The organism is Microbacterium sp. SA156 (assembly GCF_049065455.1).
Classification (GTDB): Bacteria; Actinomycetota; Actinomycetes; order Actinomycetales; family Microbacteriaceae; genus Microbacterium; species Microbacterium barkeri.
Map to the genome: position 1 here is coordinate 124,784 of NZ_JBAKGU010000002.1, position 24,636 is coordinate 149,419.

Consider the following 24,636-nt stretch of genomic DNA (forward strand, 5'->3'; position numbering starts at 1 on the left):
AGGATGGCCGGGGCCGCGTCGCCGAGGACGCGGGAGGGAGGAAGCCGATGGACGCCGTGCTGCTCGAGGTCGCCGATGCCGTCGCGACGATCACGCTGAACCGGCCGGAGCGGCTCAACGTGCTCGACATCGAGATCGCCGAGGCGCTCGCGGACGCCGCGCAGCGCGCCGCAGCCTCCGACGCCGAGATCGTCGTGGTCACTGGCACGGGCCGCGCGTTCACGGCGGGCGGGGACGTGCAGGCGATGGCCGCGGCCGACGACCGCTCCGCCTTCATGCTCGACCTCGTCGGGGCGGCCAACCGTGCGATGACGGCGCTGCGGGCGGTGCGGCAGCCCGTGGTCGCGCGCGTGAACGGCATCGTCGCGGGCGCCGGGATCGGCATCGTGCTCGCCGCCGACGTCGCGGTCGCCGTCGACACGGCCACGTTCACCCCGGCGTACGGCGCGATCGGCCTCGTGCCCGACTGCGGCGCGACCGCTCTGCTGCCGCGCGCCATCGGTGAGCGGCGTGCGCGCGACCTCCTCCTCACCGGTCGCCGGATCGACGCCGCGACGGCGCTCGACTGGGGGCTCCTCACGCGGGTGGCGACCCCCGAGGAGCTCGACGCATCCGTCGCCGACGTGCTCTCGGCCATCCGGAGCGCGGGTCCGACCGCGCCGTCCGCGACGAAGGAGCTCCTCGATCTCGACGGATCGTACGCCGACGCGCTCGCCGCCGAGCGCGCGGCGATCGCGCGCGAGGCCGCGACGCCGTTCGCCGCCGCGCGCCTGGAGGCGTTCGCCCGACGCGGCTAGCACCGTCGGGGAAGCCCTGTCAATCGGATGGAAGCCCGCGGCCCCGCGGATCTACCGTTCGAGCACCGACGGAAGGAGCTGTCATGGCCGACGAACTGCCTCCCATCCGGGAGTGGTGGTCGCACCTCGCGGCCGAGGCGAAGGAGTTCCTCCTGGAGTACCCGGCGGCGCCGCTGGTCGGCACCGTCCGGCAGGAGGTCTCGAACGCATCGGGCGTGCTGGTCGAGGACGGGACGAAGCTCAGCGATGAGGACGTCCAGTTCATCCGCAGCGAGGCGGGCGCCGCAGCCTGACGGCAGCGCTCGCTTGCGGAGGCGCCCGGCGGCCGAGGCCGCCGGGCGCCTCCGCGCGTCACCCCTTCACACCGCCGGCGACGACGCCCTCCACGATGTGCCGCTGGGCGAGGAAGAAGAGGATGATCATCGGCACCGTCGTGATGACGCTCGCCGTGACGAGGATCTCCCAGTGCCACTCGCCGCCGAAGCCGAAGGCGTCGACGAGCGCCTTGAGACCGCGCGGGATGGTGAAGGTCGCCGAGTCGCGGAGGTAGATGAGGGCGCGCATGAGGTCGGTCCACACCGCCTGCACCTCGAAGACCAGCGTGACGGCGATGGCGGGGCGCGACAGCGGCATCGCGATGCGCCAGAACAGCTGCCACGCGTTCGCCCCGTCGACGCGAGCGGCGTCGAAGAGATCGCGCGGGAGCGACAGCATGAACTGGCGCAGGAGGAAGATGTAGAACGCGCTGCCGAACAGGTTGTGCGCCCACATCGGGGTGAGCGTGCCGACCTGCCCGAGCGCGTTCCAGATGAGGAACGTCGGGATCATCGTCACCGCCCCGGGGAGCATCATCGAGCCGAGGACGAGTGCGAAGAGCACGCCGCGGCCGCGGAAGCGGTAGTACGCGAAGCCCCACGCGACCATCGCGCTCGAGAGCGTCACCGCCGTCGCGGCGAGCACCGTGACGACCGCGGTGTTGAGCAGCCACAGCGCGACCGGCGCCTCCTGCCAGACCTGCACGTAGTTGTCCCACGTGAAGGTCCGGGGGATGAGCCGGTTGTCGAACACCTCGCCGCGCGGCTTGAACGACGCGCTCACGAGCCAGGCGAAGGGATAGGCGAACACGAGCCCGGCCGCGACGAGCGCGATCCAGGTCGCCCAGCGCCCGACGCGGACCCGGAGCCCGGCGGTCATCGCGCACCTCCCTCGTAGTACACGAGGCGGCGCGAGACGATCACCTGCACGGCCGTCACCACCATGACGATGAGGAACAGCAGCCACGCGAGCGCCGACGCGTATCCCATGTGGAGGAACTCGAACGCCTGCTGGAACAGGTAGATGACGTAGAAGAGCGCGGCATCGTTGGCGTAGGTCGTGTTGCCCGCGCCGAAGAACGCCGTGTACGCCTCGTCGAAGGTCTGCAGCCCCGCGATCGTGTTCACGACGACGACGAAGAACAGCGCGGGACTGATCATCGGCAGGGTCACGCTCGTGAGCCTGCGCCACGCGCCCGCCCCGTCGAGCCGCGCCGACTCGTACAGCTCCTCGGGGACGCCGCGCAGCGCCGCGAGCAGGATGAGCACCGACGAGCCGACGGTCCACAGGCTCATGATGACGAGGCCCGGCTTCACCCACGAGCCGTCCGTCGTCCACGACGGCCCGTCGATGCCGACGGCGCCGAGCGCGGAGTTGAACAGCCCGCTCTGCCCGTTGAAGAGCAGGAGGAACAGGATGCCCACGGCGACCGGAGGGGTCATCTTCGGGAGGAAGAAGACCGTGCGGAAGAAGCCGGACGCCCGCCCCGCGCGCTGCAGCAGGACGGCGAGCACGAGCGACACGATCACGTAGGCCGGCACCTGGACGGCCGTGAAGAACAGCGTGTTGCCGAGCGCGAGCGAGACCTTCGGGTCCGAGAACAGCTCGGCGTAGTTGTCGAACCCGACGAACGACGGATCGTTGATGACGTCGTAGTCCGTCAGCGACAGGTAGGCGCTGTAAAGGATGGGCCAGGCGGTGAAGACGGCGAAGCCGATGATCCAGGGACTGAGGAAGAGCAGAGCCGCGCGCGTCTCGCGCGCCCTCACGACCCCTCCTCGACCTTGGCCCAGGCCTCGTCGAGCGCCTCCTGGGCGGTCTCCTGGGCGCGGGTGAGCGCATCGGCCGCCTCCGCGTCGCCCGACAGCACGTCGTTGATCGCGTCGTTGAGCGCGGCCTCGAACTCCGCGTCGGCGGGGTTCGCTGGCAGGGTGAAGGTGTGCTCGTTGGCCTCGTACACGGCCTCGACCGCGCTGTCCCACGGCTCCCCGCCCGAGGTCACCATCTCGCGGATCTGCTCGTCGGCCTCGGCGTTGCCGGTGAGGATGCCCGTGAACGGCTTGCCCTCCTCCTCGCGGAGGTCGAGGCGAGCCTCGGCAGCCGCGATCCAGGCGTCGACCGACGTCATGGCGCGCGCCCAGCGGCACGCGGCCTCGGGGTTCTCGGCGCCGGACGGGATCGCCCAGGCAGAGCCGGACGCGTAGGCGATCGGCTCGCCCTCGTGGTCGCGGACCGTGTTGAAGACCATCGGCGCATCGGGGGAGACGTCGTTGAGCACGTTGACGTACCACTGCTCCATCGGCATCGCGCCGAGGACGCCCGTGGCGAACTGGTTGCCCTCGCCGAAGAAGTCGGCGGAGTCGCGCAGCGCCTTGACGTCGCCGAAGCCGCCCTGCGCGTCGTAGATGCCGACGGCCCACTCGAGCGCCTCGATCGCCGCGGGATCGTCGAGGTTCGCCTCGCGGCCATCCTCGCTGAGCAGCTCGACGCCGTTGGCACGCGCCCACAGCGGGAAGAACTCGGGCAGCTTGCTGTCGACGCCGATCACCGAGAGCGAGCCGTCGCGCTGCATGAGCGCCTCGTTGGCGGCGGACATGGCTTCCCAGTCCGAGCCGTTCACGTCGTCGACCGACAGCCCCGCCTCCTCGAGGAGGTCGGCGTTCGCCATCGTGATCTGCACGGTGTTGAACTCGGGCACGCCGTAGACCTCGCCGCCCAGCGTCACCTGCTCGAGCGCGGGCTCGACGAACGCGTCGGCGTCGATGCCCTCGCCCTCGAAGCAGCTGCCGAGGGGGAGGATGGCGCCGCGCGCGGCGAGCGATCCGATCTGGTCGCGGTTGGCGTAGATGAGGTCGGGCGGGGACCCCGTCGCGGCGGCGGACAGGAACTGCTGCAGGTCGAGCTCGCCCTCCGTGAGCTTCACCTCGACGCCGTCCCCGAGCTGCTGCTCGGCGAAGTCCATGCGCGAGGTCGCGACCTCGTCGACGCCCGAGAAGCCCATGACCGAGAGCTCGCCGTCGAGGGTCGCGTCGGAGGAGTACTCGGCATCGTCGGCGCCGCTCTGGCCGCCCGTGCCGACGGCGCATCCCGAGAGCGTCACGAGCGCCGCCGCGCCCACGGCGGTCGTGACGAGAAGCGGATGGGAGTGCCTTCGTGTGCGCATGATGCGGCTCCTTCGCGATCGGCCCGGTCGGGGCCACTTCCTCCTCGGGTGCTGCGGCACCCGGACGGTGCCGAGGCTAGGAGCGGGCCGGGTCGCGGGGTACCGGCTTGACAGAAGCGCTTCCATGGCGTTGACCGCGCACCGCGCGTTAGCAGGGCGCGAGGTGCCCTGGCAAGCGGCTGGGCGGGAGCGGCGACCGCCCCTAGCGTCGAAGGCAGCCGGCACGGGCCGGTCGTCGACAGAAGGAGGACGCATGAGCCAGGTCAACCTCGAGACCCCCGAGGACCTGCTGCGGCTGCAGCTGCGCACCGCGCTGACGATGGAGGACGACTCGCTTGCCGCACTCGGCGAGCTCGCGGAGGCGGCGGCGTCGCCCGATGTGAAGAAGCTGTTCCGGCATCACGCCGATGAGACGAAGCAGCAGATCGAGAACCTGAAGAAGGTCTTCCAGCTGCTCGAGGTGCCGGAGTCGACCGCCGCGTCCCCCAGCACGAAGGGCATCAGCAAGCAGGCCGAGTCGCTCATCGCGAAGACGGCGAAGCCGCTGCGCGACCAGGTGACCCTCTCGGCCGCGCTCGGCAACGAGCACTACGAGATGGCCGCCTACCAGTCGCTCATCATCCCCGTGACCGCGCTCGGGGCATCCGATGCGCTCAAGCTGCTCGAGGAGAACCGGGAGCAGGAGGTGCACACGAGCGAGGAGCTCGCGACGCGCCTCAAGGAGCTCGTGTCCTGAGAGCGTGAGGGGCGCGGGCGCCGGACGGCTGTGTGAGAGCCTCCGGCGCCCGTCGCCGTCTTCGCGGGGTCACCGCTCGGTGACGACGCCCGCCTCGACGTGCCAGCGCCGCTCGGTGCGCACGTTCTCGAGCATCCGGCGATCGTGCGTGACGAGGAGCAGGGTGCCCTCGTACCCGTCCAGCGCCTGCTCGAGCTGCTCGATCGCGGGCAGGTCGAGGTGGTTGGTCGGCTCGTCGAGGACGAGGAGGTTCACGCCGACCGCCTGGAGCACGGCGAGGCCGGCGCGGGTGCGCTCGCCGGGGGACAGATCCCCGACGGCCCGCGACACGTGGTCGGCGCGCAGACCGAACTTCGCCAGCAGGGTGCGCACCTCGGCCGGGGTGAGCGCGGGGACGATCTCCTCGAAGCGCCGAGCGAGCGGGGTCGCCCCGGCCAGCAGCGAGCGCGCCTGGTCGATCTCGCCGATCCGCACGCTCGCGCCGAGGCTCGCCGAGCCCTCGTCGGGAGCGATCCTCCCGAGCAGCGCGGCGAGGAGCGTCGACTTGCCCGCGCCGTTCGGCCCGGTGATGCCGATGCGGTCGCCCGCGTCGACCTGCAGCGACACCGGAGCGAGGGCGAAGTCGCCGCGCCGGAACACGGCTCCGGTCAGCGTCGAGACGACCGTGCTCGAGCGCGGCGCGGCGCCGATCGTGAACTGCAGCTGCCATTCCTTGCGCGGCTCCTCGACCTCCTCGAGTCGCGCGATCCGGCTCTCCATCTGCCGCACCTTCTGCGCCTGCTTCTCCGACGACTCCGTCGACGCCCTGCGACGCAGCTTGTCGCTGTCGGGCGCCTTGCGGAGCGCGTTCCGCACGCCCTGACTCGACCACTCCCGCTGCACGCGCGCGCGGGCGACGAGGTCGGCCTTCTTCTCGGCGAACTCGTCGTACGCCTCGCGGGCATGACGGCGCGCGACCTCGCGCTCCTCGAGGTAGGCGTCGTACCCGCCGCCGAACACGCGGTTCGACGACTGCGCGAGGTCGAGCTCGAGCACGCGCGTGACGCAGCGGGAGAGGAACTCGCGGTCGTGGCTCACGAGCACGACGCCCCCGCGGACCCCCTTCACGAACGCCTCGAGACGCGCGAGGCCGTCGAGATCGAGATCGTTCGTCGGCTCGTCGAGCAGCACGAGGTCGAAGCGCGAGAGGAGGAGCGCCGCGAGGCCCACCCGCGCGGCCTGACCGCCGGAGAGGGAGGTCATCGGGGTGCGGCCGGCCGCCTCGCCGTCCAGCTCGAGACCGAGGTCGGCGAGGACTGCGGGGATGCGCTCGTCGAGGTCGGCCGCCCCGCTCGCGAGCCAGCGATCGAGCGCCGACGCGTACGCGTCTGCGGGGTCCACGCCCGAAGGATGGGCGGCCGGGTCGGCGAGCGCCGCCGCCGCGGACTCGAGCTCCGCGCTCGCCGCCTGGCACCCCGTGCGCCGCGCGAGGTACGCCGCGACGCTCTCGCCCTCGACGCGCTCGTGCTCCTGCGGCAGGTAGCCCACGAACGCGTCGGCGGGAGAGAGCGACACCGTGCCGGCCTGCGGCTCGAACACGCCGCCGAGGATGCGCAGCAGCGTCGACTTGCCCGCTCCGTTCACGCCGACGACCCCGACCACATCGGCCGGGGACACCGTGAGGTCCACCCCCGAGAAGAGCGTCCGGTGGCCGTATCCGCCGGCGATCCCGCCGGCCACGAGGGTCGCGGTCATCCGGCCATCCTCTCAGACCGCGCTCGCACGGCCCTTGGAGGAGCGCGTCACTCCGACTCGATCGACGACTCCGCGTGCGGCGCTCCGACGGGCTTCGACTCGGCGGACCCGCGCTGGCGGAGGTAGATGGAGAAGGCGACCATGCAGCCGACCGCGAGGAACTCGGACTGCCAGTTCTGCAGCGTCCGGTTCCAGAACTCCGGCCCCGCGACGTACGCGAGCCAGGTCATCGCGGGCTCGCCGTGCTGCGCGGCCTCGTCGTTCGCGACCACGAGCCCGCCGAGCGACTGCGCGAACCAGGAGAGCACGAAGATCGCGCCCATGACGATGAGCATGGAGTTGCCGTACAGCGTCTGGCGCCAGTCGCGCAGCTTCGCCCAGGCGGGGGAGTCGGCCCGAGCGTGCTCTCCCACGATCTGGTCCTCGTCGGTGCCGGGGCCCTCATCGCTGGGGCGCTTGGACTCGGGCGAGCCGCGCTGGATGAGCCACACGGTCGCGAGGATGAAGAGGAAGAACTGCAGGAACTCGCTCTGCCAGTTCTCGGCGACGTCGACGAGGAACGCAGACGACGTGACGAACTCGCCGAGCGGGATCTCGGGCTGGCCGTGGCGGACGAGCTCCTCGTTGTTGTTCGCGTGGCCCACGAACGCCTGCCCGACGAGGGTCGCGACGAAGATCGCGAGGAAGAAGAGCGACAGCGCGTTGTCGCGGATGAAGCGCGGCATGGACCCCTCCTCAGCGGCCGGTCAGCGGAAGGACGATCATGATCGCGAGTCCGACCGCGACGATCGAGAACCAGGACCAGAAGACGACGCGCATCCCGACGGTCTCGTCGTCATCGGATGCGCCCTTGACCTGTGCTGACATGCCGTCACCCTATGGCGCTTCTCCGCCGCGCGGGAGGAGGTTGACGGCGCGCGACGCGCCCGGCTAGGACAGGGTGGGTGCCGCGCACCCAGCCGATACATCGCGAGCCCCGTGGCGTCAACCCGGGTGCCTGGTCGGGAGGCGCTGCCTAGCCTGGCTAGCGACGGGGCGGCGACCTGGGGACGGAGCCGCCGGGAGGAGGCACCATGGCCACATCGCTGAGCGCAGAGATCGACGTGGAGGCGCCGCTCGAAGAGGTCTACAACCAGTGGACCCAGATCGAGACCTTCCCCGAGTACCTCGGCGCGGTGAGATCCGTCCGCCAGATCGACGAGGTGCGCTCGCGCTGGTCGGTGACGATCGGCGGATTCACGGAGGATTTCTACGCTGACATCGTCGATCAGGTGCCGGACGACCACATCGTCTGGCAGAGCACCGACGGGATCTTCCACGTCGGGCGGGTCGACTTCGCGCGCGTCGAGAACGGCACGCGTGTGACGCTCCGCATGGTCTGGGAGCCGGAGGGGATGCTCGAGTCGTTCGGCGCCGCCATCGGCGTCGACTCCGCGCAGGCGCAGCGGGACCTCGAGCGGTTCAAGGAGTACATGGAGGCGCGCGGCACCGCGACGGGCGGGTGGCGCGGCGAGGTGCACCGGAATCGGCCCGGGCCGGCCGACGCGATCTGACTCCCCGTGACGAAGCCGTGATTTTCGACGCCTGTACCGGTTAGAGTCGCTTCGTGGGCAAATTCATCTACGGACTGGGCGGCGACTCCGTCGAAATGGACGACCGTACCCTTGCGCATCTGCGTATCGTGGTCATGAACAAGCTCCGCCGTTCCGAGCCCTTCATGTTCGATGCGTCCCTGGGCGAGGGCACGGGGCGTCGCAGCTTCTGGCTGCACCCCGCGGTGCCCCTGCAGTTCCAGTTCTCCGGCGGGCGCTCGCCGCGGCTCAACCGGGTCTGGCTGGATGAGCTCATGAAGGCCGCGAGCGGGCCGTCGGGGCTCACGATCATGCCCGAGCCGGCGGAGCCGGCCGAGGCGCCCGGAGGCGACCCGCTCTGACCCGTCAGCCGTGCGTCGGCGGCTCCTCGACGAGCTGGATGCCGCCGAGCGCGTTGGCCGAGACGGCGAGGTCCTCGAGCCACTGGCGGTCGAGCTCGGGGGCGACGGGCTCCTCGAACTCGAAGCGCAGCGGGATCGCAGGGTGCACCCAGATGGTGCTGCGGCCCTCGGGCTCGCCCTCGCGGTGGCGCCACGAGACGGAGAAGCTCTCGTCGCGGCGCAGCTTGCTGATGATCACGACCTTGAGGTGCGCGAGAGCACGGTCTTCGACGGAGATCGGCGTCGCGGATGCGCCGTAGTAGAGAGTGCCCATGGCCCCAGGCTAACGCCGCGCCAGGGTGCTCCAGGCGGATCTCACAGGGATCCCATAGCGCGCGACCCTAGCGTGGGCCTCATGAGCTCGATCCCCGTCGACGAGGACATGCTGGAGCACGCTCGCTCGCTCCGCGATGAGATGCAGCGGTTCCTCAACGAGTACCGCTTCGGGATGCGCGAGATCGAGACGAAGCTCTCCATCCTCCGCGAGGACTTCGAGCACCAGCACGCCTACAACCCGATCGAGCACGTCTCGAGCCGCCTCAAGTCGATGGACAGCATCGCCGAGAAGGCCGACCGCAAGGGCATCGAGCCGACGATCGAGGCCATCCGCGCGAGCATCCTCGACATCGCGGGCGTCCGCGTGACCTGCAGCTTCGTGACCGACGCGTACCGGCTCTTCGAGCTGCTCGTGAGCCAGGACGACATCAGCGTGCGCGAGGTCAAGGACTACATCGCCCACCCGAAGGCGAACGGCTACAAGAGCCTCCACGCGATCGTCGAGGTGCCGGTGTTCCTGTCGACGGGCATGGTGTCGGTTCCCGTCGAGGTGCAGTTCCGCACGATCGCGATGGACTTCTGGGCGAGCCTCGAGCACAAGATCTACTACAAGTACGACAAGCAGGTGCCGGCGCGGCTCATCGACAGCCTGCGCGACGCGGCCGTCACAGCCGCAGAGCTCGACGACCGGATGGAGCGCCTGCACCGCGAGCTGCACGGCGAGCGCCCGGCCCCGATCGCGCCGCTGTCGATCCTCCCGCGCTCCGGCGGGGATGGGCCGACCGCCGCGTAGCGGGCTATCGTGGGGCGGATGGACGACCTCCGCGCCCTGCTCGCCGACACGCGCGGCCGTCTTCGCGGCATCCCCCGCGAGGGTCTCGGACAGCTGCGCGAGCCGGGGCGCCTCCGCGGAGCGCTCGGCGCGCGCCCGCGAATCGTGCGGGTCGGCGAGGGGTGGCATCTCGGCGTCCTCCTGCTGACCGGCGACGGGCTCCTCGCGACGGGCGAGATCCTGCGCGCCGCCGAGGAGGTGCGCCGCGGCTACGCGGCCGAGTCGCAGCGGCGGCGCGCGGAGCTGCGGGCGATGGCGTTCCGCGGCGGGTTCGCCGAGGGGGAGACGCTCCACCTCGGATGGTCCGCGATCGACGTCGACGCGGTCGCCGACGGCGGGGCGGATGGCCCGCTGTCATGGCAGGACGGCGTGCTCAGCGTGCGCTGGTCGCCCGCGGGCTTCCTCCGCCCGCTGGCTCCCTACCTCGATGAGCAGATCGACCTGCTCACGGCGCCTCGCACCTGACCCGGGGTCTGTCAACCCCCGGAATCGGGGTCGGAGCGCTCGTTAGCGTGGGCAGATGACCCCCTCGTCTCCCGCGCACGCGAACCGCAGCGACGTCGTCCGCCAGGTCGCCGTCGTGGCCGCGACGTGCCTCATGATCGCCGCGGCAATGGTCGGCGCAGGGCTCTTCGGCGGGACGCCCGTCCAGGATCTCCAGGGCGGCGCGCTCGATGTGGACGGCTCGTACCTCGCCCCCGCGCGCCCGGCGTTCTCCATCTGGTCGGCGATCTACATCGGCCTCGTCGCGTATGCCGCGTGGCAGGCGCTTCCGCAGCAGCGGGCAGACGTCCGCCAGCGTGCGATGGGCTGGTGGGTGGCGGCGTCGGAGGTGCTCAACGGGCTGTGGCTGCTCGCGGCGCAGTTCGCCGACCTGCCCACGACCGTCGCGGTGATCTTCGCGCTCGCGGGAGTGCTCGCCCTGGCCTTCCATCGCGCCGTCCGCACAGCGCGGGAGGGCCTGCTGCCCGCGCTTCTCATCGACGGTGTCACGGGCCTCCACCTCGGCTGGGTCACGATCGCAGCGGTCGCGAACACGGCCGCGTGGCTCACCCGGACGGCACCGGAGGAGTGGGCCGACGCGGCCGCCGTCGCGGGCGTCGTCGCGCTCGCGGTGATCGCGATCATCGCCGTCGGCATCGGGTGGCGGGGCCGCGGCCGCCTGGCGCCCGCCCTCGCGCTCGCCTGGGGGCTCTCGTGGCTCGCCGTCGCACGGCTCTCGGGCGAGCCGGCGAGCACCGCGATCGGCGTGACGGCAGCCGCAGTCGCGGTGATCGCGCTCGGCGCGACGCTCGCCTTCCGGTTCTCGCGGAGGGCGGCGTCGTGACGACCTCAGCGGGAGGAGTTCGCCGTGCGCCCGCGGATGATGCCGACGAAGTCCTGGATGTCCGCGGAGTCGCGGTCGCGCCGCCACGCGAAGACGACCGACGAGACCGGGCCGCCGACGAGCGGCCGGTACGTCACGTCGCGCCGGTGGTGCAGCCGGGCGAGGGACATCGGCACGATCGCGATGCCGACGCCCGTGGCGACCGTCGCGATCGCATCCGCGGTCGTCTCGATCGTGTCGAAGCGCGGCGGCACCGTGCCGGGGAGGTCGAACGGGCCGAGCACATCGTCGCCCGGCACGATGAGCACCGAGCCGTCGAGGTCGGACGCCTCGAGCTCGTCGACGACCGTCAGGTCGGACTCGCTCGACATCACGACGACCGGCACCTCGTCGTACAGCGCGATGACGTGGAGGCCGTCGTCATCGATCGGGCGTCGCGCGATCGCGGCGTCGACGCGCCCGTCGTCGAGCGCCCTGCGCTGCTCCGCGACCTCGAGCGGCACGAGCTCGAGGGCGACCTCGGGCCTGCGGCTGCTCCAGCGGTCCACCCAGCGACCGGGAGTCGCGCCGGGCACGGCGCCGAGACGGAAGGTGCGGGGCGCCTCCGGCTCCGGGGAGGGCGCCGTCTTCGGCGCGGGGGTCGTGCGCCCGGGAGCGCGTCCGCCTGTGGACCGGCCGCGCGCACCGCCGCGGGCGGCGCCGCCGCGGCGAGGTGCCGATCCCTTCCCGTGCGCCATGCCGCAAGCCTACGCGGACCGACCCCGCGAGGCGATCTGACCATCCGATTCCGCCGATCAACACCAGAATGCCCCCGTCGAGCCGGGTGCATCGAGCAGCAGCGAAAGCGTCCATTCAGGGGAATACCTGCCGGGACGCCGGCGTTGTCGCAGATGTCCGGCCTCGCCCGGGGCCGCAGAAGGGCATCGTGGGAAAGAACTACGTCGACATCGAGAATGACCACGGCGAACTGCTGCGCTATCGCAAGCACGTGAACGGACGTGGACTGATCGCCACAGGAGCGAAGGTCCATCCGGACGCGCGTGTGGAAGCGGGCGCTTATGTCGAACCGGGGGCGCGGATCTCCGCGGGCGCGCGCGTCGCGCGCGGCGCGTGGATCGACGCCAACGCGCTCATCGGGCCGAAGGCGACGATCGAGGTCGGGGCGCACATCGGCCCCGGCGCCATGATCGGCGCGAACGCCCACATCGGAGTGCGCACGACCGTGGGAGAGGGCGCGCGGGTCGCGCCCGGCTCCCGCATCGGCGACGACGAGAGCATCCGGGACGGCGCAGCCGTCGCCACCGACCGCAAGGGCTTCCTGCTCGCCGCATGAGGCCGCACGGCCCCGGCTCAGCCGGGGCCGTCTCGCTGTCAGCAGACGCAGGACGGCGCGGCGACCGGCGCGACGAGCGGATCGGCCGCGCGGACGACCGGGCCGTCGGCGCTCTCGACGGGATAGCCCTCGCGCGCCCAGTACTCGAAGCCGCCGATCATGAGGCGCACGTCGTAGCCGAGCTGCGCGAACGCGAGCGCGGCCTTGTCTCCGCCGTTGCAGCCCGGGCTCCAGCAGTACACGACGACCGGAGTGCCGTGCGGGATCTCGGCCGAAGCTCGCGCGGCGATCTCGCGCGTGGGCAGGTGGATCGCGCCGACCGCATGACCCTGATCCCAGGCGGCCTGCGAGCGGGTGTCGACGAGGGCGAACGCGGCGCCCTCCTGCTGGTCGGCGAAGACGTCGGACGGGTCGGTCTCGAAGGAGAGCTTCGCGCGGAAGTGGGCGGCGGCTGCGGAGTTCGTCATGGCACGCACGCTATCGGCGAGCCGGATGGCCGCCGCGCGATCCGCTCGCATCTGGCAGGATCACGCCGCTGATCGGCCGTCGTCGGCCTCGGGCTGGCAGCGTGGGCACCAGTACACGCGGCGCTCGCGGGTGGGGTCGGGCCCCATCGCGGTCTTGCGGATGGGCGTCCCGCATCGACGGCACGGCTGCCGGTCGCGCCCGTAGACCCACATCGCCCGGCCAGGCCGCGCATCCCCCGTGAACGAGCGCGTGCGCTGATCGACGTTGCGCCGGATGGCCCGCGCGCCGAGCGCGACGAGGGCCGCGGTGTCGACCTCGGACATCGGGCGCGTGGGGGCGATGCCGCGCAGGAAGAGCAGCTCGTTCACGTACTCCGTGCCGAACCCGGCGACGTTGCGCTGGTCGAGGAGCGCGACGTGCGCCGCGCGTGTGTCGGCGGCGAGGCGCCGCGCGGCCTCGTCCGGGTCCCAGTCGGGGGCGAGCGGGTCGGGTCCGAGGTAGCCGACCGCCGCCTCCTCGTCGCGCGTGAGCAGCAGTTCGACGATGCCGAGCTCGAATCCGACCGCCTCGACGCCGGGTGCCGAGACGATCGCGCGCGCCTGGTAGGCCGGGCGGCGCCAGCGGGCGCCCTGCGCGTACACATGCCACTCGCCCTCCATCCGCAGGTGCGTGTGCAGCGTGTGCTCGCCGATGCGGTGGAGGAGGTGCTTGCCGCGCGCGACGACCTCGTGCACGGTCTCGCCGCGCAGGTCGGCGGTCGCCGCCTGCGGCACACGGAGGTCGAACCGCGTGACCACCCGGCCGGCGAGGGCGGCGTGCAGTCGACGCGCCGCGCGGTGGACGGTATCGCCCTCGGGCATCAGCCGCGTTCCCGGCGCAGCGTGAGGCCCTTCGTCGACTCGACGAAACCCGCCGCGCGCAGAGCCCGGCCGAGCGTCGTCCCGAAGACGAACTCGCCGTTGACCTGCTCGACGGTGAGGGTCTCCAGCCGCCGCGATCGTGCGGTCGCGACGAGGTCGCGGCACGCCGCGGCGAGCACCTCCTCGTCGTCGGCGAACTGGAGCACCGTGCGTCCGCCGCGCTCGAGGTAGAGGACGAGGGCGCCGTCGACGAGCACGACGAGGCCGCCCGCCTTGCGGCCCGGGCGGTGCTTGACGGCCTCGAGCGCGGGCCATCCGAGTGCCGCGCCGTAGGGATTCGCCGGGTCGGTCGCGGCGAGCGTGAGCGCGCGCAGGGGAGCGGGCTCGGGCACGGCGGCGAACTGGCGCAGCCGGTCGATCGTCGAGGACGCCGCGAACTGCGCCGCGCCGAGCTGCTCGATGAGGTAGCCGCGTCGGCAGTGGCCGGCCTGCTCGAAGCCGGCGAGGATGCGGTAGACCTGCGCGAAGCCGCCCGGCACCTGCTCGCTCTGCACCGATCCGCGCGTCACGACGCCGTAGCGGTCGAGGAGGAGCGACGCGCTCGCGGTGGCCCGCGCCGCGGCATCCGGCTCGGGACGGGGGACGAGCGACCAGCGTCCGCCGAGCGCGGGCGGCCGCGGCGGCGCCGAGGTCGTCGGGCGGAAGGTCGCTCCTCGGTACATCCGCGCGCGAGGGGTGCGGCGCGCGACCTTGTGGCTCTGCGAGCCGCCGCCGAGGAGCGTGCGCAGCGGCGCGAACGTGTCGTTCGTCACGCGCCCCGTCCAGACGAGGTTCCAGAGCGCCTCCACGACCGACTGCTCGTTCTCGGCTCCCGTCGCCTCGCGCAGCTGGCTCGCGAAGTAGGCGCCTCCGCCCGCGAGCGCCGCGACGAGCTGCGCCTCGAGCGAGCCCTCGGCGAGCTCGCCGTCGATGTCGGGAACCGTGAACGAGGCCGCGTCTGCGGGGTGCAGTGCGATCCATCCGTCTCGCCCCGGCAGGGATCCGTGCCCCGACCAGACGACCTCTCCGGTCGCGGTGAGCTCGTCGAGCATGGACGGCGCGTAGTCGCGCACCCGCGAGGGCAGGACGAGCGACTCCCAGGCGCTCGCCGGGATCGGGACGCCGGCGAGCTGGTCGACGACCGCGACGACGCCGTCGATCCCCTCGAGCGGGCGCACGATGTGCTGCCAGTCGGGGAGGAAGCGCGCGTAGGCGTCGGGCGCGACCGGCTCGACGCTTCCGCGCAGCGCCGCGAGCGAGCGCATCCGGATGCGCCGCAGCGCCTCCGCATCGCACCACTCCACCTCGTCGGAGAGCGGCACGCCGTCGCGCTCGGGCAGGAAGAACCCGCTGGACAGCCGACCCTGCGCCTCGAGTCGCTGCAGCGTGTGGCGCGCGACCGCAGCGCCGACACCGAGACGCGTCGCGACGGCGTCGGTCGTGAACGGCCCGTGGGTGCGCGCGTACCGCGACACGAGGTCGGCGAGCGGATCGGCGACCGGCTCGAGGAAGGCGACCGGGATGCCGACGGGGAGCGCAGTGCCCAGCCCGTCGCGGAGGCGCCCCGCGTCCTCGATTGCCGCGAAGCGGTCGGCTCCCGCGATCTGCACGCGGATGGCGCGCCGCGCGTCGACGAGGGCGGCGAGGTGCGCGGGCGCGTCGGCGGCGTCCTCGAGGCGCGCGGCGACCTCGTCGGCCGCGAGCGGGCCCAGTACGCGCAGCAGGTCGGCCGTGCCCTCGACGCCGCGCGCGCGGCGGTCGGGCGCGAGCCGCTGCGCCTCGGCCTCGTACTGGGCGAGCACGTCGGGGTCGAGCAGCTCGCGCATCTCGACCTTGCCGAGGAGCTCGCTCAGGAGCGCGGGGTCGACGGACAGCGCGGCGGCGCGCCGCTCGGCGAGCGGGGAGTCGCCCTCGTACATGAACGCGCCGACGTAGCCGAAGAGCAGATCGCGCGCGAAGGGCGACGGCTGCGACGGCTCGGTCTCGATGAGCCGGATGCGCCGCTCGCCGATCCCGCGCGCGACGCGGAGCAGCGCGGGCAGGTCGTAGACATCCTGGAGGACCTCGCGGAGGGTCTCGAGGATGATCGGGAAGGTCGGGTGGCGCTTGGCCACCTCGAGCAGCGCAGCCGAGCGCTGGCGCTGCTGCCACAGGGGCATGCGCTTGCCCGGGTTGAGGCGCGGCATGAGGAGGGCGCGGGCCGCGCACTCGCGGAACCGCGACGCGAAGAGGGCGGAGCCGCCGACCTCGTCGGTGACGATCTGCTCGAGCTCGTCGGGATCGAACACGAACAGCTCGGCGCCGGGCGGCTCGGACTCGGTGTCGGGGATGCGCGCGATGATGCCGTCGTCGCTCGCGACGGCGGATCCCTCCACGCCGAGGCGCTCGCGGATGCGCGCGTTGACCGCGAGAGCCCAGGGCGAGTGCACGTGCATGCCGTAGGGGGAATGCAGGATGATCCGCCAGTCGCCGACCTCGTCGCGCCCGCGCTCGACAGTCAGCGTGCGGTCGGTCGGCAGCGTGCCGGTCGCCTCGCGCTGCTCGGCGAGGTACGCGAGGAGGTTGCCGCGCGCCTTCTCATCGAGGCCGGCCTCGATGAGGCGCTGCTCCGCGCGGTCGGCGGGAGCGCTCGTGATCTCGCGCGAGAAGCGGCCGAGGGCCTCGCCGAGCTCGGCGGGGCGGCCCAGCCCGTCCCCGTGCCAGAACGGGACCTTGCCGGGCTGGCCGAACGCGGGCAGCACGTTGACGCGATCGTGCGTGATCTCGACGATGCGCCAGCTCGTCGTGCCCAGCGTGAAGACGTCGTTCACACGCGACTCGTAGACCATCTCCTCGTCGAGCTCGCCGACGCGCGCGTTGCGGGTCTCGCCCGCGATGAAGACCCCGAACAGCCCGCGGTCGGGGATCGTCCCGCCGCTCGTGACGGCGAGGCGCTGCGAGCCGGGGCGCCCGGCGATCGTGCCGGCGTCGCGGTCCCACACGACGCGGGGCCGCAGCTCGGCGAACTCGTCGGAGGGGTAGCGGCCGGCGAGCAGGTCGAGCGTCGCCTCGAACGCGCTGCGCGGCAGGGTGCGGAACGGGGCGCTGCGCCGGACGATCTCGTACCACCGCTCGACCTCGATCTCGCCGAGCGCGGAGGCCGCGACCGTCTGCTGGGCGAGGATGTCGAGCGGGTTCTGCGGGACGGCGATCGCCTCGATCTGGCCGTGGAGCATCCGCTCGGTGACGATCGCGGTGTGCAGCACGTCGCCGCGATGCTTCGGGAACAGCGCCGCGCGGCTGATCTCGCCGACCTGGTGGCCCGCTCGGCCGACCCGCTGGAGGCCGCTCGCGGCGCTCGGCGGCGCCTCGACCTGGATGACGAGGTCGACCGCGCCCATGTCGATGCCGAGCTCGAGGCTGCTCGTCGCGACGACGCACCGCAGCGCACCCGACTTGAGCTCCTCCTCGACGACGGCGCGCTGCTCCTTCGAGACGGACCCGTGGTGCGCTTTGGCGAGCACGGGCTCGGCGCCCGCGGTCTGCCCGGCCTGGGCCATCATCGCGGCGGGGACGGCGGGATCGGGCAGGTCGAGACCGAGCCGCTCGGCGTAGATCTCATTGAGGCGGCCCGTCAGGCGCTCGGCGAGACGCCGCGAGTTGGCGAACACGATCGTCGAGCGGTGCGCGAGCACGCGGTCGACGATCGCCTCCTCGACGTGCGGCCACACCGACCCGGTGATCTCGGTGGTCTCGGGAAGGAACCAGTCCTCGCCGTCCTCGCCCTGCTCGGCGCCGGAGGGCGGCGCGCTGCCCGCGGCCGGCGGCGGGTTCTGCATGTCGTCGATCGGCACCGTCACCGACAGCTCGAAGGTCTTCGACGCCTTCGGCGCGACGATCTCGACGTGGGCCGAACCGCCGAGGAACCGCGCGACCTCGTCGATGGGGCGCACGGTCGCCGACAGCCCGATGCGCTGCGCGGGCCGCTCGAGCAGCTCGTCGAGACGCTCGAGGCTCACCGCGAGGTGCGCGCCGCGCTTGGTGGCCGCGACCGCGTGGACCTCGTCGACGATCACGGTATGCACGCCGCGCAGGGTCTCCCGCGCCTGGCTCGTGAGCATGAGGTAGAGCGACTCGGGCGTGGTGATGAGGATGTCCGGCGGGTGCCGGACGAGCCGCTGCCGGTCGGCCGACGGGGTGTCGCCCGAGCGCACCCCCACGCTCACGGTCGGCGCCTCGATCCCGAGACGCCGCGCGGCCTGCGCGATGCCGACGAGCGGCGAGCGCAGGTTGCGCTCGACGTCGACGCCGAGGGCCTTGAGCGGCGAGACGTAGAGGATGCGCGTGCGCTCGGCGTCATCCTGCGCCTTCTCGCGGAACACCTGGTCGATCGCCCACAGGAACGACGACAGGGTCTTGCCGGAGCCCGTGGGCGCGACGACGAGGGCATGGCGGCCCTTCGAGACGGCATCCCACGCGCCGCGCTGGGCGTCGGTCGGCGCCGCGAACGCACCGCGGAACCACTCCCGCGTCGCCTCGCCGAACCGATCGAGCACATCCACGCATCCATCCTCTCCCGGACCGCCGACATCCGGCTCGGTCGATCGCGGTCTGATTCACCCGACCCGGAGCAGGAAGATCCGCCCATCCCAGGACGGCTCCTGACGGATCGTCCTTCGCTCGGCGGATTCTCCTGCTCCCGCGGCGACGCGGGGAGCGGGCGGGCGAGCCGGATATCGGTGTCATCGGAATTGCGCGGTGTCGGCGGACACCGATATGTCTATGGAGCGCGATCGCGCACCACGAGGGGGGAATCACATGACCATGAACGACCATCCGCCGTCCTCGGACGACGTCCAGCCCGAGCCGCCGGTTCCGCCGGTCGAGCCGGAGCCGGTTCCGCCGGTCGAGCCGGAGCCCATCCCGCCGGTCGAGCCGGAGCCCGCGCCGCCGGTCGAGCCGGAGCCCGCGCCGGCCCCGCCCGTCGAACCGGCTCCCGAGCCGCCGGTCGAGCCCGGCCAGCCCGAGCCGCCCGTCGAGCCCGGCCCGCCTCATCCGCCGGTGCCGCCCGTCCCGCCGCTGCCGCCTCAGCCCGGACCGCCGGAGCCCCCGCAGGCCGCGTCGCCCGACGGCGCCGCACCTGGCGCACCCGCGGCGGTCCTCCCGTCGCTGCGCCCGACGCAGCTGCCGCGGACCCTTCTCATCGGGGCGCTCACGACCGCGGGGATCGCCCTCGGCACGACGATCGTCGCCGGCCTCCTGCTCGCCCTCGCCGCGATCGCGCCCCTCGCCGACGCGTTCGAGAGCATGGGCGGCTCGAGCGCCTCGCCGGACGCCGGCGCGGGCGTGCTCATCGGCTTCGTCTTCGTGTGCGCCGGACTCGTCCTGGGCGGCGAGATCAGCGTGCAGCTGGGCGGATCCGCTGGCATGTTCAGCGCGTCCGGCGGCGGATCCGCATGGGTCTTCCCGCTCGTCCTCACCCTCGCGGTCCTCGTCGTGACCGCGTGGTGGTCGTGGCGTCTCGAACGCCGCGATCCGCAGCAGACCGTGTGGCATCGGCTCATCGCGAGCGCCGCGGCGGGACTCGCCGCGTCGCTCGTCCTGCTCCTGCTCGTCGCGATTCTGTCGCCGCGGGTCGAGGAGGCGGGATCATCCTTCCTGCTGACGAGCGCGGGCTTCCGGCTCGTCGCTGTCGGCACGCTCCTCCTCACCGCGGCCGGCTTCCTCGGTCGCGAGCTCGGACGCCGCACGGCGCAGGGCGAAGGCCTGGTGGCGGCCATCCGCCGGAACGTCGGGGCGCTTCCGGCGATCATCCGCGAGCCGCTCGTGGTCGCGACGATCTTCGCGGTCGTGTTCACCCCGCTCGCGATCATCGGCGGCGCGATCGGGCTCGTCCAGCAGGACATGGCCGGCGCCATCCCGCTGCTTCTCGTCCTCTGCCTGAACGTCGCCGCGGCCCTTGCGGTGATCGCCCAGCTGGGCGGCATCGAGGCGAGCGCCGGCACGAGCGGCTTCGGCGGCGCGAGCGAGCTCTACACGGTGTTCGGCGCGGGGCAGTGGTGGCTGTGGCTCGCCGTGCTCGTCGCGCTCGTCACGGCGGTTCTCGCCGCGGTGCGCATCGGAGTGCGGCGGCCGCGCGGCGCGCAGGTCGACCTCGCGCGGATGTGGCAGCTGCCGGCTGGCGCGCTGATCGGATGGATCGTGTTCGCGCTGCTGCTGTTCGGCGCGTCGGCCGCGGGCGCAGGCAGCATGATGTTCTTCTCCGGCGAGGGGACGGTCGCTCTGTCGATCGCGTGGTGGTCGCTGCTCGTCCTCCTCGTATGGGCCGCCGCGATCTCGTTCGGCGCGCAGGTGCTGCCGGCGCTGGTGTACGGGCTCTCGCCTCGCCTGCTCGAGGTCATCGGCGGGCGCGCGACCGTCGCGACCTGGCTCTCCGGGGGCGCGCCGGCGCCGGTCGCGGGCGGCCCTGCCGACGAAGCCGCAGTGACGGCTCCGGCCGCGCCGCCGGCGCCGCCGGCTCCGATGAGCCCGCGCACGAAGAAGGCGCTCGCGTGGACGGGCGGGGCCGTGGCCCTGGTGGCGGTGCTCGGCGTCGGCGCGGCCGTCGCGCTCTCGGTCGTGAACGCCGGCCGGGGGCCCGCCGCCGCCGTCGAGCGGTACGTCGGCCTCATCGCCGACGGACAGGCGGAGGCCGCGAGCGCGCTCGTCGACCCGAACGTCTCGAACGCCGAGCGCGCGTTCCTCACCGACGAGGTGCTGTCGGCCGCGGCGGAGCGCATCTCCGACGTCGAGGTCGCGGACGGTGCGGGCGAAGGAGACGTGCGATACGTCGACGTGACCTACCGTCTCGACGGTGTCGAGCAGAGCGCGTCGCTCGAGGTGGAGCGTCTCGACAACGAGTGGCTCGTGCTCGAGCGCTGGCGCGTCGCGACACCGCTGCTGACCGAGGTCTTCGTGTACGCCGACGGCGGCGGAGCGCGGATCGGCGGCGTGGACGTGCCGTTCGACGAGTCCGGACAGGCGACCGTCGCGGTGTATCCGGGCGCGTACGACGTCGAGCCCGCCTCGTCGGCGTTCTTCGAGGCCGATCCGGTGCGCGTGATCGCGGCAGGTCCGGCGGGCTTCGAGGGCGGCGCCGCAGAGATCGACTTCCGCCCGACGTCGGCGCTCCAGGACGAGGTCGACGCGCAGGTGAAGGCGCTCCTCGACGGATGCGCCGAGCAGACGGTCGGGCAGCCCGAGGACTGCCCGTTCCAGGTGTACGTGTATCCGGACGACACCCCGGTGACGTGGAGCATCGCGACGTACCCGTCGATCGAGATCGCGGAGGACGGCACGTACTTCACCGCCTCGGAGGGCGTCGCCGAGGCGACCTACATCGACTCCGGTTTCTTCTCGGACGACGAGGAGGTCACGGAGGAGCGCGACATCTCCTTCAGCGGCGGCATCGAGATCGACGGCGACGCCGTGACGGTCACCTCCGACGGCTACTGGTGGTGACCGGGTGACGGCGGCGGCATGTGCCGCCGCCGTCACCTCGCCGGTCGCCCGTCAGGCGACCGGGGCCAGCTCGCGCTCGGACAGCCGGCCGTCGCGCAGCTCGAGCACCGCATCGGGAGCGAGCCGCGCGAGGAAGGACTCGTCGTGGCTCACGATGAGCACCGCGCCCCGGTAGGCGCGGAGCGCGTCGAGCAGCTGCTCGGCCGTGTCGATGTCGAGGTTGTTGGTCGGCTCGTCGAGCACGAGCAGCTGCGGCGGCGGATCGGCCAGCAGCAGCCGCGCGAGCGCCACGCGGAAGCGCTCGCCGCCCGAGAGGCTCCGCACCGGGCGCTCGACGGTCGCTCCGCGCAGGAGGAACCGCGCGAGGCGGTTCCGCAGCTCGCGGTCCGGCGTGTTCGGCGCGGCCGCGCGCACGGCGTCGAGCACCGACGCCTCCTCGACGAGACCGTCGACCCGCTGCGGCAGGTACCCGACGTGCTCGACGTGGAGCTCGGCGTGCAGGCCCGCGCCGAGCGGTGCCTGCTCGGCGTCCGGCGTCGGAACGGCCTCGTCGCACCACGCGACCGGAAGGCCGAGCAGCCTCCGCAGCAGCGTCGACTTGCCCGCGCCGTTCGGCCCGGTCAGGGCGATGCGCTCGGGACCCTGCACGACCCACGAGCGCTCGCCGTCGCCGATCGTCGCGACGCGGCGCCCGGCGGCCACACCCGGATCGGGCAGGTCGATGCGCACCGCGACGTCGTCGCGCAGGCGCCGTTCCGCGGCCTCGTGCGCCTCCCGGGCCGCCGACTCCTTCTCGCGCATCTCGGTGCTGAGACGACCTGCTGACACCTCAGCGGCCATCCGCCGGCCGTGCGAGACGATCTTCGGGACGCGCTTCTCGGCCTCGGCCTTCCGCGCGGTGCGTGCGCGGCGGGCGAGCTTGACCTCGGACTCGATGCGCTGGCGCTTCTCCTTCCTGAGCGCCTTGTCCGCGTCGCGCTCGGCCTGCGCGGCGGCCTCCTGCTCCGCGTCGAGCCACGCTCGCCACGCGGAGTAGGGCCCGCCGAACACGCTGAGCTCGTCGCGGTACAGCTCGGCGGTGTCGTCCATGAGCTCGAGCAGCTCGAGATCGTGCGACACGACGACGAGCGCACCGCGCCATCCTCGCACCATGTCGTGCAGCCGGAGGCGCGCGTCGCGGTCGAGGTTGTTGGTCGGCTCGTCGAGCAAGGTGATCGCGGCGGAGCGCAGGCGGATGCCCGCGATCGCCACGAGGACGGCTTCGCCTCCCGAGAGGCTCCCGACCGTGCGATCGAGCGCCTCGGGCGAGAGCCCCGCGTCGGCGAGCGCGGCGTGCGCGCGCGACTCGATGTCCCAGTCGTCTCCGACGGCGTCGAAGTGGGCCGGGTCGACGTCGCCCGACTCGATCGCGCGCAGCGCGGCGAGCGGACGGGCGATGCCGAGGAGCTCGGCGACCGGGCGGTCGACATCGAGTGTGAGTCGCTGCGGGAGGTAGGCGATGTCCCCGGTGCGGACGATGTGGCCGCTGGTCGGGGTCAGCTCGCCGGCCGCGAGCCGCAGCAGCGTGGACTTGCCGGATCCGTTCCGGCCGACGAGGCCCGTGCGTCCGTCGCCGAACGTGCCGGACACGTCCGACAGGGCGACCGAGCCGTCAGGCCAGATGAAGGAAAGGTGATCGAGAGTGAGAGCGGGCATGAGGGACCTCCGGTGTGCGAGTGTGCGGATGCACTGACACCGGACGCTCGCCGAAGGACTTCGGCGGACGGCTCTTGGCGGGTCCGAGAGAAGGACCGGCCCGGTTGTTCCGAGGGAGAACGGCGAGCGTCGACGGTTCAGCGCGTGAGCGCGTGAGCGTCGATCAGCTTCAACGGATTCTCCAGACCTCGGGGACAGGACCCGACCACTGTACACACTCCGTCGCGGGCGCGCCAGGGTCGGCGTCAGATCCGCTTCTCGAGGAACACCCTCAGGTCGTCGAGCTCGGCCGGCGACACGGCGTGGCCGAGGCCGGGGTAGATGCGCCCGGCGAGGTCGGCGTGCGCGGGCAGCCAGTCGGTCGTGTGCACGATGAGCCCCTCCGGGATGACCGTGTCGTGCGTCCCGCGGCCCCAGAAGACGGGAGGGCGCTGCTCGGCGAGCGCCGCGTCTCCCTCGAGCTCGCCCGGGGTGACGTAGCCGGAGAGATTCGCGCAGAACGCGAAGCGCTCGGGTGCGAGCCGCATGGCCTGCAGCGAGATCGCGCCGCCCTGCGAGAAGCCGATGAGGCCCACGACGGCATCCGGGCCGAGCGCCGCGTCCACCCACTCGAGGAAGCGGCGGGCGGCCTCGGTCGTGCGCTCGGGCGAGCGGCCCTCGAGGCCCTCGATCGGGTACCAGGAGTAGCCCGGCTGCGGCCACGGCATCCCGAGCGGGGCGCGGACCGCCGCATACACGAAGGCGTCGGGCAGCATCGTCGAGAGCCCGAAGAGGTCGCTCTCGTCGGCGCCGTAGCCGTGCAGCAGCACGATCACGGGCCGGCCGTCGGGCTCTCCTGACCAGCGCACGACGGCGTCGTCCAGAGCAGGCGTCGCTTCCATGGTCTCCATCGTGACGCACGTCGGCGACATCCGGGGTAGAAAGGACGCATGCCGGTCCGCACGCCTGACCCCGATCCCGAAGAGCTCCCCGAGGAGCCGCCGCTGCCATCCGACCTGGGTGCGAGCGGGATCGGCGCGGTGCCGGGAGGCTCGTCGAACCCGGGCTGGCTGAGCGAGTTCGAGCTCGAGGCCGTGCGTCGCCGCCTTCCGATGCTCTACGTCGAGGCCATCCCTGTGCGCACGGATGGCGTGGGCCAGGTGACCGACGTCGGGATCCTCCTGCGGGCCTCGAGCATGGGCGAGATCAAGCGCACGATCGTCTCCGGTCGCGTCCGCTACGGCGAGACCGTGCGCGACGCGCTGTTCCGGCATCTCGAGAACGACCTCGGGCCGATGGCGTTCCCACTGCTGCCGCCGCAGCCGACGCCCTTCACGGTCGCGGAGTACTTCCCGATCCCGGGCGTCACGGCATTCCACGACGACCGTCAGCACGCCGTGTCGCTCGCGTTCGTCGTTCCCGTGACGGGCACGTGCGAGCCGCGGCAGGATGCGCTCGAGGTCACGTGGCTCACGCCCGACGAGGCGGCCTCGGACGCGCTCGCCGCGGAGATGGAGGGCGGGCGCGGCTCGCTCATCCGGATGGCCCTGGCGTCGGTCGGCGCCCTCCGCTGAGCCCCGCGGCGACCCCGTGTGTCGCCGTATGACGCGCTGTGTTACGGCCGTGCGTAA

The 24,636-nt window shown here is 72.6% G+C and carries 24 protein-coding genes; 11 read left to right on the forward strand and 13 right to left on the reverse strand.

Annotated features, from left to right (window positions below; genetic code table 11):
• Positions 1-47: 47 nt before the first annotated feature.
• The gene (locus ACOWU6_RS02735) at positions 48-797 is read left to right on the forward strand and encodes an enoyl-CoA hydratase/isomerase family protein (protein ID WP_421074635.1); all 750 of its coding nucleotides are present in this window, start codon (positions 48-50) and stop codon (positions 795-797) included.
• Positions 798-880: 83 nt separating this feature from the next.
• Positions 881-1,090, forward strand: a complete 210-nt coding sequence (locus ACOWU6_RS02740) for a hypothetical protein (RefSeq protein WP_271174728.1) — start codon at positions 881-883, stop codon at positions 1,088-1,090.
• A 58-nt stretch (positions 1,091-1,148) separates the two neighbouring features.
• Here the strand turns inward: ACOWU6_RS02740 and ACOWU6_RS02745 are convergent, their stop codons facing one another.
• From ACOWU6_RS02745 to ACOWU6_RS02755, 3 genes are read right to left on the reverse strand one after another with little or no spacing between them, the layout of a single operon-like run.
• On the reverse strand, positions 1,149-1,991 hold the full coding sequence (locus ACOWU6_RS02745) for a carbohydrate ABC transporter permease (RefSeq protein WP_421074636.1): 843 nt from the start codon (positions 1,989-1,991) through the stop codon (positions 1,149-1,151).
• The gene (locus ACOWU6_RS02750; protein WP_324012417.1) at positions 1,988-2,881 is read right to left on the reverse strand and encodes a sugar ABC transporter permease; all 894 of its coding nucleotides are present in this window, start codon (positions 2,879-2,881) and stop codon (positions 1,988-1,990) included. Before ACOWU6_RS02750 ends, ACOWU6_RS02745 begins: the two co-directional genes overlap by 4 nt.
• Entirely contained in the window at positions 2,878-4,275 is a 1,398-nt protein-coding gene (locus tag ACOWU6_RS02755; RefSeq protein ID WP_421074637.1) for an ABC transporter substrate-binding protein, read from the reverse strand. Before ACOWU6_RS02755 ends, ACOWU6_RS02750 begins: the two co-directional genes overlap by 4 nt.
• Before the next feature lie 253 nt (positions 4,276-4,528).
• Here ACOWU6_RS02755 and ACOWU6_RS02760 point away from each other — a divergent pair, with 253 nt between their 5' ends.
• Positions 4,529-5,011: a ferritin-like domain-containing protein gene (locus ACOWU6_RS02760; protein WP_271174732.1), complete on the forward strand. Its 483-nt coding sequence runs from the start codon at positions 4,529-4,531 to the stop codon at positions 5,009-5,011.
• Between the two features lie 69 nt (positions 5,012-5,080).
• On the opposite strand, the gene ACOWU6_RS02765 is transcribed toward ACOWU6_RS02760, so the two are convergent.
• The 3 genes from ACOWU6_RS02765 to ACOWU6_RS02775 are packed head-to-tail and all read right to left on the reverse strand — an operon-like array spanning position 5,081 to position 7,612.
• Complete coding sequence (locus ACOWU6_RS02765) at positions 5,081-6,745, reverse strand: ABC-F family ATP-binding cassette domain-containing protein (protein ID WP_421074638.1); 1,665 nt, start codon at positions 6,743-6,745, stop codon at positions 5,081-5,083.
• Positions 6,746-6,792: 47 nt separating this feature from the next.
• Positions 6,793-7,470, reverse strand: a complete 678-nt coding sequence (locus ACOWU6_RS02770) for a DUF6766 family protein (protein ID WP_421074639.1) — start codon at positions 7,468-7,470, stop codon at positions 6,793-6,795.
• A 10-nt stretch (positions 7,471-7,480) separates the two neighbouring features.
• Positions 7,481-7,612, reverse strand: coding sequence for a hypothetical protein (locus tag ACOWU6_RS02775; RefSeq protein ID WP_421074640.1), 132 nt, complete (start codon positions 7,610-7,612; stop codon positions 7,481-7,483).
• A 206-nt stretch (positions 7,613-7,818) separates the two neighbouring features.
• Here ACOWU6_RS02775 and ACOWU6_RS02780 point away from each other — a divergent pair, with 206 nt between their 5' ends.
• Both ACOWU6_RS02780 and ACOWU6_RS02785 read left to right on the forward strand, forming a co-directional pair.
• On the forward strand, positions 7,819-8,298 hold the full coding sequence (locus tag ACOWU6_RS02780; protein ID WP_421074641.1) for an SRPBCC family protein: 480 nt from the start codon (positions 7,819-7,821) through the stop codon (positions 8,296-8,298).
• 53 nt (positions 8,299-8,351) lie between these two features.
• Complete coding sequence (locus tag ACOWU6_RS02785; protein ID WP_271174737.1) at positions 8,352-8,678, forward strand: ATP-dependent DNA ligase; 327 nt, start codon at positions 8,352-8,354, stop codon at positions 8,676-8,678.
• A gap of 4 nt (positions 8,679-8,682) precedes the next feature.
• On the opposite strand, the gene ACOWU6_RS02790 is transcribed toward ACOWU6_RS02785, so the two are convergent.
• Positions 8,683-8,991: a hypothetical protein gene (locus ACOWU6_RS02790; RefSeq protein ID WP_271174738.1), complete on the reverse strand. Its 309-nt coding sequence runs from the start codon at positions 8,989-8,991 to the stop codon at positions 8,683-8,685.
• 81 nt (positions 8,992-9,072) lie between these two features.
• Between ACOWU6_RS02790 and ACOWU6_RS02795 the strand changes: the two genes are divergently transcribed.
• Genes ACOWU6_RS02795 through ACOWU6_RS02805 form a run of 3 tightly spaced genes read left to right on the forward strand, consistent with a single transcriptional unit; the run spans position 9,073 to position 11,152 of the window.
• Positions 9,073-9,786: a GTP pyrophosphokinase gene (locus ACOWU6_RS02795; RefSeq protein WP_271174739.1), complete on the forward strand. Its 714-nt coding sequence runs from the start codon at positions 9,073-9,075 to the stop codon at positions 9,784-9,786.
• Positions 9,787-9,804: 18 nt separating this feature from the next.
• Positions 9,805-10,290 (forward strand): glutaminase, encoded by a 486-nt coding sequence (locus ACOWU6_RS02800; protein WP_421074642.1) that lies wholly within the window; start codon positions 9,805-9,807, stop codon positions 10,288-10,290.
• Positions 10,291-10,345: 55 nt separating this feature from the next.
• A complete protein-coding gene (locus ACOWU6_RS02805; protein ID WP_271174741.1) occupies positions 10,346-11,152 on the forward strand; it encodes a tryptophan-rich sensory protein in 807 nt (268 codons plus the stop codon).
• A gap of 5 nt (positions 11,153-11,157) precedes the next feature.
• Here ACOWU6_RS02805 and ACOWU6_RS02810 read toward each other — a convergent pair whose 3' ends face one another.
• Positions 11,158-11,889 carry a LysR family substrate-binding domain-containing protein gene (locus ACOWU6_RS02810; RefSeq protein ID WP_421074643.1) on the reverse strand — a complete coding sequence of 244 codons (732 nt, stop codon included), beginning with the start codon at positions 11,887-11,889 and terminating at the stop codon, positions 11,158-11,160.
• A 68-nt stretch (positions 11,890-11,957) separates the two neighbouring features.
• Here ACOWU6_RS02810 and ACOWU6_RS02815 point away from each other — a divergent pair, with 68 nt between their 5' ends.
• Positions 11,958-12,485, forward strand: coding sequence for a transferase (locus ACOWU6_RS02815; RefSeq protein ID WP_271174743.1), 528 nt, complete (start codon positions 11,958-11,960; stop codon positions 12,483-12,485).
• A gap of 38 nt (positions 12,486-12,523) precedes the next feature.
• Here ACOWU6_RS02815 and ACOWU6_RS02820 read toward each other — a convergent pair whose 3' ends face one another.
• From ACOWU6_RS02820 to ACOWU6_RS02830, 3 genes are read right to left on the reverse strand one after another with little or no spacing between them, the layout of a single operon-like run.
• A complete protein-coding gene (locus ACOWU6_RS02820; RefSeq protein WP_421074644.1) occupies positions 12,524-12,952 on the reverse strand; it encodes a rhodanese-like domain-containing protein in 429 nt (142 codons plus the stop codon).
• Between the two features lie 60 nt (positions 12,953-13,012).
• Positions 13,013-13,813 (reverse strand): DNA-formamidopyrimidine glycosylase family protein, encoded by an 801-nt coding sequence (locus ACOWU6_RS02825; protein WP_421074645.1) that lies wholly within the window; start codon positions 13,811-13,813, stop codon positions 13,013-13,015.
• Positions 13,813-18,393, reverse strand: a complete 4,581-nt coding sequence (locus ACOWU6_RS02830) for an ATP-dependent helicase (RefSeq protein ID WP_421074646.1) — start codon at positions 18,391-18,393, stop codon at positions 13,813-13,815. The genes ACOWU6_RS02825 and ACOWU6_RS02830 overlap by 1 nt, the downstream gene beginning before the upstream one ends.
• 256 nt (positions 18,394-18,649) lie before the next feature.
• On the opposite strand from ACOWU6_RS02830, the gene ACOWU6_RS02835 reads away from it, so the two are divergent.
• A complete protein-coding gene (locus ACOWU6_RS02835; protein WP_421074647.1) occupies positions 18,650-21,331 on the forward strand; it encodes a hypothetical protein in 2,682 nt (893 codons plus the stop codon).
• 51 nt (positions 21,332-21,382) lie between these two features.
• Here ACOWU6_RS02835 and ACOWU6_RS02840 read toward each other — a convergent pair whose 3' ends face one another.
• Positions 21,383-23,026 carry an ABC-F family ATP-binding cassette domain-containing protein gene (locus tag ACOWU6_RS02840; RefSeq protein WP_421074648.1) on the reverse strand — a complete coding sequence of 548 codons (1,644 nt, stop codon included), beginning with the start codon at positions 23,024-23,026 and terminating at the stop codon, positions 21,383-21,385.
• Positions 23,027-23,271: 245 nt separating this feature from the next.
• Positions 23,272-23,907 carry an alpha/beta hydrolase gene (locus ACOWU6_RS02845; protein ID WP_421074649.1) on the reverse strand — a complete coding sequence of 212 codons (636 nt, stop codon included), beginning with the start codon at positions 23,905-23,907 and terminating at the stop codon, positions 23,272-23,274.
• A 48-nt stretch (positions 23,908-23,955) separates the two neighbouring features.
• On the opposite strand from ACOWU6_RS02845, the gene ACOWU6_RS02850 reads away from it, so the two are divergent.
• On the forward strand, positions 23,956-24,579 hold the full coding sequence (locus ACOWU6_RS02850) for an NUDIX hydrolase family protein (protein WP_421074650.1): 624 nt from the start codon (positions 23,956-23,958) through the stop codon (positions 24,577-24,579).
• The last annotated feature ends 57 nt before the right edge of the window (positions 24,580-24,636 follow it).